This window comes from Anabaena sp. CCY 0017 (assembly GCF_963920885.1).
In the GTDB taxonomy this organism is placed as follows: Bacteria; Cyanobacteriota; Cyanobacteriia; order Cyanobacteriales; family Nostocaceae; genus Nodularia.
In genome coordinates, this window is the sequence record NZ_CAWUDG010000015.1 from 18,902 (window position 1) to 30,471 (window position 11,570).

General features: G+C 40.6%; 11 protein-coding genes. 6 read left to right on the forward strand and 5 right to left on the reverse strand.

The genetic code is table 11. From position 1 onward, the window contains the following. The first annotated feature begins 13 nt into the window (after window positions 1-13). The 4 genes from ACM0OW_RS17230 to ACM0OW_RS17245 all read left to right on the forward strand — a co-directional run bounded on the left by ACM0OW_RS17230 (window position 14) and on the right by ACM0OW_RS17245 (window position 4,168). Window positions 14-1,777 carry a DUF389 domain-containing protein gene (locus tag ACM0OW_RS17230; protein WP_414551380.1) on the forward strand — a complete coding sequence of 588 codons (1,764 nt, stop codon included), beginning with the start codon at window positions 14-16 and terminating at the stop codon, window positions 1,775-1,777. A gap of 24 nt (window positions 1,778-1,801) precedes the next feature. Further along, on the forward strand, window positions 1,802-2,701 hold the full coding sequence (locus ACM0OW_RS17235) for a YihY/virulence factor BrkB family protein (protein ID WP_414551381.1): 900 nt from the start codon (window positions 1,802-1,804) through the stop codon (window positions 2,699-2,701). 56 nt (window positions 2,702-2,757) lie between these two features. Beyond that, window positions 2,758-3,150: a DUF4112 domain-containing protein gene (locus ACM0OW_RS17240; protein WP_414551382.1), complete on the forward strand. Its 393-nt coding sequence runs from the start codon at window positions 2,758-2,760 to the stop codon at window positions 3,148-3,150. Window positions 3,151-3,232: 82 nt separating this feature from the next. Next, window positions 3,233-4,168 (forward strand): alpha/beta fold hydrolase, encoded by a 936-nt coding sequence (locus tag ACM0OW_RS17245; protein WP_414551383.1) that lies wholly within the window; start codon window positions 3,233-3,235, stop codon window positions 4,166-4,168. A 536-nt stretch (window positions 4,169-4,704) separates the two neighbouring features. Here the strand turns inward: ACM0OW_RS17245 and ACM0OW_RS17250 are convergent. The 3 genes from ACM0OW_RS17250 to ACM0OW_RS17260 all read right to left on the reverse strand — a co-directional run bounded on the left by ACM0OW_RS17250 (window position 4,705) and on the right by ACM0OW_RS17260 (window position 8,459). After that, window positions 4,705-5,361 carry a hypothetical protein gene (locus ACM0OW_RS17250; RefSeq protein WP_414551384.1) on the reverse strand — a complete coding sequence of 219 codons (657 nt, stop codon included), beginning with the start codon at window positions 5,359-5,361 and terminating at the stop codon, window positions 4,705-4,707. Between the two features lie 166 nt (window positions 5,362-5,527). Next, the gene (locus tag ACM0OW_RS17255; RefSeq protein WP_414551385.1) at window positions 5,528-6,595 is read right to left on the reverse strand and encodes a D-alanine--D-alanine ligase family protein; all 1,068 of its coding nucleotides are present in this window, start codon (window positions 6,593-6,595) and stop codon (window positions 5,528-5,530) included. A gap of 235 nt (window positions 6,596-6,830) precedes the next feature. After that, window positions 6,831-8,459, reverse strand: a complete 1,629-nt coding sequence (locus ACM0OW_RS17260) for a metallophosphoesterase (RefSeq protein ID WP_414551386.1) — start codon at window positions 8,457-8,459, stop codon at window positions 6,831-6,833. Window positions 8,460-8,686: 227 nt separating this feature from the next. Here ACM0OW_RS17260 and ACM0OW_RS17265 point away from each other — a divergent pair, with 227 nt between their 5' ends. Then, window positions 8,687-8,971, forward strand: coding sequence for a helix-turn-helix domain-containing protein (locus tag ACM0OW_RS17265; RefSeq protein ID WP_414551387.1), 285 nt, complete (start codon window positions 8,687-8,689; stop codon window positions 8,969-8,971). Window positions 8,972-9,031: 60 nt separating this feature from the next. Here the strand turns inward: ACM0OW_RS17265 and ACM0OW_RS17270 are convergent, their stop codons facing one another. Together ACM0OW_RS17270 and ACM0OW_RS17275 are read right to left on the reverse strand one after the other, a co-directional pair. Then, window positions 9,032-9,550, reverse strand: a complete 519-nt coding sequence (locus ACM0OW_RS17270) for a DNA methyltransferase (protein ID WP_414551388.1) — start codon at window positions 9,548-9,550, stop codon at window positions 9,032-9,034. A 109-nt stretch (window positions 9,551-9,659) separates the two neighbouring features. Further along, window positions 9,660-10,187, reverse strand: a complete 528-nt coding sequence (locus ACM0OW_RS17275) for a DNA-methyltransferase (protein WP_414551389.1) — start codon at window positions 10,185-10,187, stop codon at window positions 9,660-9,662. 682 nt (window positions 10,188-10,869) lie between these two features. Between ACM0OW_RS17275 and ACM0OW_RS17280 the strand changes: the two genes are divergently transcribed. Then, the gene (locus ACM0OW_RS17280) at window positions 10,870-11,553 is read left to right on the forward strand and encodes an HAD family hydrolase (RefSeq protein WP_414551390.1); all 684 of its coding nucleotides are present in this window, start codon (window positions 10,870-10,872) and stop codon (window positions 11,551-11,553) included. Window positions 11,554-11,570: the final 17 nt, after the last annotated feature.

An 11,570-nucleotide genomic window follows, 5' to 3' on the forward strand; every position in this document is an offset into this window, starting at 1 on the left:
TTAGGACTTTGATATGTTTAGAGACTGGTTTGCCAACAACTTGGGAGTGAGTCAAGCTCGTAAAGAGCAAGTGTACCTGGAAATATGCAATTCACTCAGCCTGGACGATGTGAGTTATTGGATTCAAGTTCTGTTCTCGGCTGGTATTGCGACCCTGGGACTAGTGCTAAATAGTCCAGCCGTCATTATTGGCGCGATGCTGATTTCTCCCTTAATGGGGGGGATTTTAGCCAATGGACTCGCACTAGCTGCGGGTGATGTAATTTTAGCGATGCGCTCACTGCTGAATTTGTTATTGAGTTGTTTGGTGGCTATTTCCTTTGCTGTATTACTGGTGTCATTACTGCCATTTAAGGAAATTACCAGTGAAATTTTAGCCAGGACTCGACCTAATATTCTAGATTTAGTCATCGCCCTATTTTCTGGTGCTGTGGGGTCTGTGGCAATTTGTAAAGAACCCAAAGGCGTGGCTACTTCCATTCCTGGTGTGGCGATCGCAGTGGCTTTAATGCCGCCATTATGCGTTGTAGGATATGGTATCGGGGTCGCTATCAGCCTCAATAGCGCTCAGGGAATACAGGTAGCTAGTGGTGGCGGCTTACTTTTTTTCACCAACTTGGTCGCGATTACCTTTACCGCCATGCTGGTATTTCTGGGACTGCATATTGATAATCATCTCGTCAGAGAAAGAGTTAGGGAATGGCGGCACACACATCCTGAAAGTGTCTGGGTTCAAGGTTTATTGGAGAAACTACCCGCATATAGTAAATTGCGGAAAATTGGCTCGCTTCCAGGGAGATTATTATTAATTTTTATTACTATTATCGCCATTATCTTTCCACTCAATCGCTCCCTCAGTCAACTTGGAAGAGAAATTGCTCTCCAGCAACAGGATAATCGTAACCGGAGTTTGGCAACGGATGTCTGGCAGAAAAACTTTGCAACCTTTCCTGATGGTGAAGCACGTTCTTTCATTAGTAATATCTCGACATCAGAACAAAATGAGAAGCTGACAATTCAACTTCAGGTGTTTACGAGTCAGCAATATTCATCTGATGAACAGGATATTTATATTCAACAGTTAGCCGCCCGTTTGGGTAAACCTCCAGAATTATTAGCCCTAAAGTTGGTGGAAATTCCCACTGCTTCCAACGAACTTTTACGCCCAGTACCGAAGGAACAACCTCCCGAACCAGTTTTAACCATCGCTCAATTACAATTAACTTTTGTGCAAGAAGTTCAATCTGCTTTGCGTGATTTGAGACTTCCCCCGCCAGCTGAAATGGTTAATTACGAGTTAGTTACTAGTCCAGTTACACCTTTAAGCATCCGAGTAGTATATCTGAGTGAACGCGATATTGATGGAGATGCTCAAACTCTAGTGGCCGATAGCGTCAGAAATCGGCTAAATTATGAGTCTGCTGTAGTGAGTATGCAAAGAATAGCCAGCAATCAAGGAGCTATATCCTTTGAGAATGAGCAATCAGAAATTACGCCAGAAAATACTCAATTATTAGACCGGGTTGGGCAAATTTTACAGCAACAGCCTAGTTTAAATCTGGAAATAATTGTCAATCAGGAAGAAGACGAGTTATCAGAAGTTGTCTTGGCGCGATCGCAAGCAATTATCGAATATCTGGAATCACAGTGGCAAATTAGTAGCGCTAATCGCATCGAGTGGAAAACAGGAACTGAGTCTCAACGTAGCGCAATACTCCAACTTACGGTAAAATCACGGAGAAACCCGCCGGTGGCAACTATGCCCGAATCGCGCTAATTGGAGACAGAGAGAAGATTAGTTATGCCAAAGACTCGTTTTTTCAGTTTCTTTCGCCATGTCAATGGGCGCACCCTGAAAAACACTTTTGCCAGGACAACCGAAAGGCGACTTTTAGGACTTGGCTCGGAAATTGCCTTCAATGCTATGTTATCGTTGTTTCCGGCGATTCTCGCATTGCTGACAGCTATCGGCTTATTTGAAGAATCCTTCCAAAATACCTTTAAACAGCTGGCAGATCAATTCAGTCAAGTCGCACCTGAAGAAGTGTTAGTCTTAGTCCGTGATTTTGCCAGTAGAGAAATTACTAACTCTAGAAATGGTGGTTTGTTTTCTGCCAGCTTTGCGATCGCCATTTGGACTGCTTCAGGGGCGATCAGTACTGCAATGGCTGCCTTCGATCAAATTCATCAAGTTCCCTCCGAGAACAAACGTCCTTTTTGGAAAGCCAAACTTGTCTCCCTAGGATTAACAAGCGGTACTATTTTACTATTTATCTTGGCTTCTTTCCTCGTATTTATCAGCGACCTACTATTAGGAATGGCGGTAAATGAAAGTAGTTATTTAACGTTTTTGCTGCATATTTGGCAACTGTTACGCTGGCCTTTGGCATTGGGGATTATTGCCACTGCCTTTAGCCTTATCTATCGCTATGGTCCAAGCGTCTGGAAATCAGGGACACCAATAATGCCGGGTGCTATGTCAGCAGCCGTTTTTTGGGCAATTCTGTCAGCCTTATTTCGGACTTATGTAGCCAATTTTGGCAACTATAACAAAGTTTATGGTGCTGTGGGTGCAGTGATAGTTTTAATGCTGTGGCTGTGGATGAGTGCGGCGGTGATGCTGATCGGCGACCAATTAAATGTGACTGTCGGTGAACAAATACACCTAAAATCAGCTAAAAACTTAATGGACAAGGAATAAAAAAATAACTACAGTATTCAAGTATTTCATCTAACCTCAAATAAGCGATCGCCTTCATGCCTGATTCTTATGGACGGGAGTATTATATTGATTCTGAAGCTCAAGCAGTCACATTGAAACGCCTACGTAGGCTGAGTCGTATCCTCGATCAAGTGGTGACTATTCCCGGAACGCCAATTCACATTGGCATAGATCCCATTGTGGGTTTAGTGTTTGGTGCTGGGGACTTTGTGGGATTTGTGCTTTCTAGCTACATCATCTTAGAAGCTGCACGAATGGGTGTACCTAAAGCTACTTTAGGCAGAATGTTTTGGAATATTGCTATTGATGGTTTAGTCGGAATTGTACCAGTAATGGGAGATTTATTTGATTTTGCTTGGACAGCTAATGAGTATAATATCAAACTATTAGAAGCACATTTGCAGTTACCTCAAAGCAGGAAACTTTAAACCATTAATTTATTTTGCCATTGTCTTAATAGCATTCCCATGATAATAATTAGAATGCTTTAAACAAATTTTTGATAAAGGAATGGAAGATTGGTGGCAGGCTACGTTTCCCCAAGGAAGGCAAAGTCTAATCATTAGTGATACAGATGGATATCCTGTACAAATTGCTTATGGGGAAGTAGGTACAGGTAAACCCTTAGTTTTCTTACATGGAATGGGTAGTTGGAGCTATAATTGGCGACACAGCATCGCTCCATTATCTAAATATTTTCGGGTGATTTGTTTTGATGCTAAAGGCTACGGTTTTTCGGAAAAACCTGGGTTGCGTCGAGAAAAAAATGGGCATCAACTGATTGAGTTAGAACGCATTCTTCAGGTGTTATGTGATCAACCTGCGATCATTGCCGCCGAATCTTTAGGGGGGTTAGTAGCTTTAGCCCTAGCTCAACACAATCCCCAACTAATCGCCCGTTTAATAGTGATAAATGTACCTGTTTTTACAGAAAATTTACCACATTGGGCAATGTCGATACTTGCCAAAACGCCACTAGAAATCTTACAAGCCATTGATTCTTGGCGTTTAGCATATCTATTTGCACCTCTAGTCAGAGAAGTTATGGCTATAGAAAGGCGTAAGGTGCTGTTCGATCCATCAATTTTGACAACTGAAGATGTGTATTGGATAACTTATCCATTTATTGAGCTTCCTGGAACTATTGTGAAAGTGGCTGAGGAGTTACAACTAGCAGCGCAGGAAATAGAGAATTGGCAAGCCAATAAACCTAATATGCTCAGTAAAATTCAAAATAATCTGGGTAATATTAAGTGTCCCACACTCATTATGTGGGGAGATCAAGATAGTTGGTTTCCTGCCAGTCATGGGGAAAAATTACATCAACGCATTCCCTTATCCCAGTTAAAAATTTTAGATAACTGCTATCATGATGCCTCTGCTGGTTCGTCTCATGTCGTAAATGCAGCTATTCTTGATTTTTTGCAAGAAACTAATTTTTTATAAAAAAAAAAGTGAGAGGAGGCATACCAAGCGCCTCTAATCTCTCACTCTGGTATTTGTCACTGTAGTGTTCAGGAATATGTACAGGCGCTGCCCTTTATTTAGGGGGCTAATGTGTATATCAATGACAATGCCCATACACATTTAATATTCCTGGTGCGACAAATACCAAGTCTAATTATTAAAGTAGTTATCAGTTATCTAGGTTAATTACTTTTTGATTATCTCGATTAATAAAACCTTTTTTGTTTTTTGTCTTCTACAATTTAACTCAGTTAATCTCACTATTGTTGCCATTTTGGCAGGTTTTTAGATTTTTCTAAATTGTTCGTATATTACTTTTTGATTGTAATTTTTAAATTTCTGGAGCAAGCAGAAAGGGTACGGTGAGGCGTACCCTTTGTACTTAAATCAGTTTTCATGTCTTTGAACCACATCTGTCATCGAGGGCGCAAGGCCTTGCGCCCCTACCAGGTGGTTTATTTACCTGAAAAAACCTGTGAAATCAAGAGTTTACAGGTTTTTGTAGGAAAAGAAGATTAATATTTCTGTAAAATTGTAGACAAAGAAGCTTGTTTACGAATATCCATCAAGTCTGCCAAAGTTTCTTTCCTTTTATCTAGTGGATGCCGATGTTCGGATGGTAGAACGGTGACTAGGGACTTTGATTTAGCTCGCATTGGCAGCATCGGCTTCAGCGGTCGCAGTGGTACAAACACTGGGGCATTCTTTACAGTCTTGGGTTCCCATTCTGGATTATGGCTTGGTTTTAAGGGTCTTGAGGCGCGAGAACTACCATCGCGTTTGATGGGTTTACGCACTTGTGGACTCTTCTTCGGACCGTTGACTAACCGGACAATCATGAAGCAACCACTAGCACAACTGAGAGCGATCGCAGCTACCAACCATAAAGGTGTAGGATTGCTATGCTCAGAGGATGTTACCATTGGCTTGGCCACTACAGCCGGAATTTCTTCTACTATTTCTACATGATCTGCATTACCAGCGTAACCCAAGCTATACAAAGCTAAGGCAGCAGTTCCAATCAGCATTGTTAACAACCCAGTTAACAGTAAGCCTGGATGACTGATCAGCAGATAGATAAAAATTTTGGAGCTACCGATTAATCCCGATTGACTCTTGGTCTGCCTTCTGACTGGGTTTGGCTCATCTTGTAAGCTGTGAGTATGTTCCATGATGACTTTCAGATTGATCCCCTCTAGCCAATGATTGTACTGGAGGAGTCAGCCATCAGGTATCCGTAGCTTAATTTGGGAATTTAGTAGCTTTTTTTTGGAAATATATGCTACCAAATCCCAAATTTTTGACTAATTTAGCGGTTTTAGTAAATTATTAATTTGGTTATGACTGCGATTCTTTGCCAGAATACCTTTCTAGCGCTAATTGAATTAACCGATCTACTAATTCGGGAAAGGGTATGCCACTATAATCCCAGAGTTGGGGATACATACTGGTAGCAGTAAAGCCTGGGAAGGTGTTGATTTCGTTAATTAAGATTTCCCCGGTAGTTTCTACGAAGAAGAAATCTACTCTTGCTAACCCCGCAGCGTCAACGGCCGCAAAGGCTTGTAATGCCATATCTTGGATTTGGCGGCTGACTGCATCTGGAATGGGGGCGGGAATCAGTAAATCTGCTTGACCTGCGGTATATTTAGTTTCATAATCATAGAAGTCACTATTGAAAGTAATCTCTCCAACGATAGAGGCTTTAGTTTGATCATTACCTAATACGGCACATTCTACTTCTCTAGCAACTACGCCTGCTTCGACTATAATCCGTCTGTCGTAAGTAGCAGCATTATCTAAGGCCGCTTCCAACTCTTGACGCGATCGCACTTTAGCAATTCCCACTGATGAACCTAAGTTAGCAGGTTTGACAAAACAGGGATAGTCTAAAGCTGTTTCAATTTCATCGCAGAGTTTGGGAAATATACAAGGATTCGACCACACTTGCGCTCTGGTTAAAGCTTTGTATTTTACCTGGGGTAATCCGGCTTGCTCAAAGGCCATTTTCATGGCAATCTTATCCATACCCAAAGCTGAACCTAAAACCCCAGAACCGACAAAGGGGATTTGCATCAATGTGAGTAACCCCTGAATCGTACCGTCTTCACCGTTGGGGCCATGCAGAATGGGAAACCACACATCTACTTCTGTGACTTGATCGGGTAATCGCCACGAACTTAGGTTTTTGTCTTCTATGTGGGGAATACCAGCGTCTAGAACTTTTTGAGGTATTTCTCCGGCTAACCAGCATCCATCTTTCTGGATGTAAAAAGGCAATATTTCGTACTTATTAGCGTTTTGTTCTGCACTTAAGGCTTTAGCGATCGCTCTTGCTGAACTAATTGAAACTTCATGTTCCCCGGAGCGACCTCCAAACAGCAGTCCCACCCGCAGCTTAGTCATTTTTAGTACCCTCTTCTGTTCTCTGGCAGATAGCGTATCATAACCTGCTGTGGTTGCTATATTTTTTTGTGAGGACTAGAAATTTAGTTTGGTTCTGCGGAATGTGGGATATGAGGAACGTTCGCGTAGCGTGCGCGAAGCGCATACCGCAAAGTACGCAAAGTACACGTTCGCGTAGCGTCTCCCCTTGGGAGAAGAAAGAAGGAAGAAGGAAAGACATTCGGTGTACGCTGAATTATTTCAATTTAAATTCATCAAATTTTACTACGTCTGAATCGGGTTGACTGGTATCAAAATAATAACTGCTTACTATTCCTTTGCCTGTGTCAAATATACTAAAAACAGTGATTTCGTTACTAGCTATGTAGGGAATAGGTTGACTATTTTCGCCTAACAATGGTGCAATTGTTGGGGTTACTGGTTCCAATCCGTAAGGATCTCCCAATGCAACATAATCTTCTTTATATCCATTTGGTATTTCTCGTTTTTTGTTCCCCCAAGCTGCACCATAAGAGTTACCGACATTTGATGTTTCGAGAAAGTGCATTCCACTAGGACTAACAAAGCGGTTCCATAAATGGGAATGTCCATATAATACGAATTGCACCTCAGCCGCTTCTAATAAAGGGACAACATCACGGTTGATATAATCTGCATCTTTGGGGTATTCGTAACGAACTGCGCTGATTTTACCGTTTTGCTCACGTTCAATTATCTGCACTGGATTAGTATAAGCTGGGACAATGTTATCACCCAGAGTATGAGGTGGATGATGGAACATCACAACTTTGTATTTGGCTTGTTGAAATTCTGCACTTTTTAGTTCTGCTTCTAACCAATTATATTGCTGACTCCCTTTAGCAATTGGTTCAAAAATTAACTGTCCATAACCCCAATTTTCTGGATGTTCTAAATCCTGTGGTGCTTCTTTATATCTACCTTTATATGCTGTATTTAAGTTGGGAGTCCGCCACGTATTAGTGATGTAAAGTACTACCAAACGCACATCACCAAAACTAACTGCATAATACCTTTTACCCCCTGCTTTACTTTGGGGTAGGCTGAAAATCTCTTCATAAGTATAAGTATTAAAGGAATTATCTATTAAAGATTGACCACTATATAATTTTTGAGCAACGTCACGGGGAATAGGATCATTAAATTCATTATTTAAACTGTCTGTTCTTTCCAACCGTCCCATAACTTCATGATTACCAATAGCTGTAAACATAGGAGCGTGTTGAATGATTTCACCCCCTGTATAGGTAGTTTTAACGCCATTGTGTGCCATTTCATAATTAGCCCGACCTTGTAAAGCGGGAAATAATGCACCACCCCGACTATCATCAAACCATTCTGAGGCGCGATCGCTCACATTAATTAAATCCCCAGCGAACCACACCCCATCAACTTGTCCCACTGTTTCCACAACCTTTTGCAGATTTGCTGCTGTCATCGGTTTTAGCTGATGGTCTGAAGTCAATAAAATCTTCAGTGCTTGTCCTGGTTCTGGAGTCGGTGCGAGGGTAAAAACATCACTGCTGACACTTGCGCCATCTTCGCGCACACTCATGACACGATAGGGAACACGCACACCAGCAGTTAACCCAGTTACCTCGGCTTCGTGTCGCCAAATGTCACGTTGAACAGGCTGATTTATAGTTATATTTGCTACTTTTGATTGTTGGTCTTCTCTTGTGCGGCTGAGTTTCGTAGTGATAGCCAAGCTTGATTTATCCAGATTTTCCCCGTAGCTCACTACGTGTTTTTTACCAGAAAACTCTGTAAACCAAACTACTTGCACTGAGTTGGTAGTGGGTAGTTGCAAAAATGGGTCGGTCAGCAGATGCGGTGCTGATATCATAGTTGTTTGCCCATAAGAACGCACGCTTACCAGGGTAAGGCATAGAAACAAGAAAATTATAAACGTTAGCCGTTGAGTTTTCGCCATAATGCCCCTGAGAATTACAGGCATCTGGCATTATACATGGGCAAGTTTAAAGAGTGGTTAAGTTAATGTTGCCAATTTGTGAGTGCGTTACTGTACATCATGAAAACCTATTTTGGGTTTATCCTATATTAGGTTTTAAGATGAAACAGACTAACGCCAATTACAGGCCGGAACAAGTGCCTAAATCCGTTTATAGCGAGGAATATTATCGGTTTCGCCAGATGCTAATTGAAGTTCGCAAAGCAGCAAATTTCACTCAAGCAGAGTTATCAGCCAAGTTAAAGCGTCCCCAATCTTACGTATCAAAATATGAACGTGGGGAGCGTCGTCTTGACTTAATTGAATTTTTGGAACTTGTTCAAGTTCTGGAAATAGATGCACTCGCTTTTATTCAGGAATTGCTGAAAACCCAAAAGGAGAATTAATTATAATTATTCAATATATTGACTTTAATGCAGCAGATACAATTATTAATAATAATTTTATTAACTCCATAAACTCAATTCAATTTGTTCAACTCGTTCTATTGGTTTGGCTATTTTATTGGGCAGGGATGTCTTCTTTCCATTCCCATTTAATTTGGGATCTACAGGAATTTCTTCCCCTCGCAAACTAGCACTAAAAGTAGCTTCTTCATAAAGTAGTCTCTCTTCCATTTCTTGCAGGTGATAGTCTTCTGAATAAATTTTGGCTTTGCTGCGTTCTGAAGCTTTATTCCCTATTTGCAAATCAAATTTAAATTTATCGATAGATTGACCAGTTTTTTCAACGTAATCACGCAATGTTTTCAAATTGGGAAAATATCCATGTTCATCAGGTTCGCCACTTAGACGACGTAGGGCAACTTGATGATATTTCGCTTCAATTTCTGTTCCTATAAAATGGCGCTCGTAATCTCTAGCTACAACTGCTACAGTACCAGTACCCATATAAGGATCTAACACAATATCATTTTTTTCAGTTGTAGCTAAGTAGGTAGGCGGAAAAATTTCAAGGTATGTCATTGCGAACGGAGCGTAGCGGAGTGAAGCATAAGACCGAAGCGGTCACGCTCCGCGAACGCAAGGGTTTTGAGGTTTTTACATTTTGTTACATAGTTAGGTTTATTTGTGCCTACCTACTTAAGATGATTCTAGCTACTAAATCTTCTGGAAACTGGCAAGGGTGTATTGTCTGTTCCTCATGATTATGCTTGACATTACGGAACATCCAAATATCACCAGGGTTTTTACCATCTGGATTACATGAAAGTTCTCCTTTACGATTACCCCGAAAATGCTTTTTATTTTGATATTTTTGTGGAACTCGAATATCATTTAAATTCAATTTATAACTATCAGATTTAGTAAACCAGAGAATAGTTTCATGTCTACACGAAAACTTTTTTTTAGCGTGTAATCCATGCTGTCTAGCCCAGATAATTCGATTACGAGGAATTAATCCACAAGATTCAAGTATTGGAAAAAACCGAATATCTAGAGGAATAAGCATCCCTTTATCAACAAAAGCTCCAACTTGCCAAAATAGCGAACCGGAATTCTTGAGAATGCGGCTACATTCTCGTAAGACGGCTGTTTGTTCTTGTAAATAAATATCAAGAGCTTGCTTAGATTCGTATTCTTTACCCAGATTATAGGGCAATACGGTTCAGTTAAGAAAATTGTAGGTTGGGTAGAACGAAGTGAAACCCAACAAAGTCATGCAAGCGTTGGGTTTCGTTCCTCAACCCAACCTACGTAGTCGTAGACTTTTAGGCTTAACTGAACTGTATTGGATTATAGGGTGGTGAAGATACAATCAAATCGACACAATCATCGGGCAAATTATGCAGAATTTGTAAGTTATCATCTAATATAATTTTGTCTATAGGTATATCCTGTTGTTTAATGTTCACTGTTATATTTACCTCATCATCAAGGCTGAAAATACATAATAACCCATATTTGGTTATTATAACCAGTACAGCCCATACCAATTGTAATCGTTTGTGGTAATGGTTGTAAAACAGGCGATTAGGGCGAAATTCTCTTAATAATAACAAAACCTAAAATCAAGATAGAAACCTCATCTGCATTCTGAATTGAAACGTATTAGTTTATACAGGAAATGAGCTATGATCAGCAATAGTCAGGCAAAAATTGAGATCCGAGACTAAAAAAGCCTTTTTTTCAACTAAATAGCACGTGTATGAAGAAAATTGTTAATGTACAGCCATTTGCGATTATTTTTTGATTTTTATTTCTAGCTTAAGCAGAAACCCGGTCTATTCTCGTTAGAAACATAGTTAAATAGTTAAATGTTGACAAAGATCAAGGAATTGAATGTGTTATCAAGTTACCGAGCCGTAATTTTTGATATGGATGGTCTGCTTTTTGATACGGAGAGTATTGCTCGATGGGCTTGGAAGCAGGCTCTCAAAGATCATGGCTATATAATGAACGACGATTTATATATGGAGTTTGTTGGGCGAGACTTGACATGGCGGGAAAAATTACTCAAAAAAATTTACGGGGACAGTTTGCCATTTGAGTCTGTGACAGTCCAACGCATTGAAATTGGTGATGAGAGAGAATTGCAAGAAGGTCTACCCATGAAACCAGGGGTTTTAGATTTGCTTTCTAGATTAAATCACCTGGGTGTGAAGATTGCATTAGCCACCGGGACGGCTCGAATTAGAGCTATCCGACGTTTAACAAACGCTGGAATTATTCAATATTTCACCACAATTGTGACGAGTGAAGATGTAGCTGAGGGCAAACCTGCACCAGATATTTTTCTGGAAGTCAGCCGCCGGATGAATATTGAGCCTGTGCAGTGTGTGGTTTTTGAAGACTCATTTGTGGGTATAGAAGCAGCTTTTCAGGCGGGGATGTGTCCCATTATGGTTCCCGATATCGAAGCACCATCTATGGAAATTAGACGTTGGGCTTATCGAGTATTAGACTCTCTGGAAGACACAAGAGAATTATTAGTAGAATTATTTGGAGAACCGGTTCAAAACTTTTAACAAATACCAGCATTTTC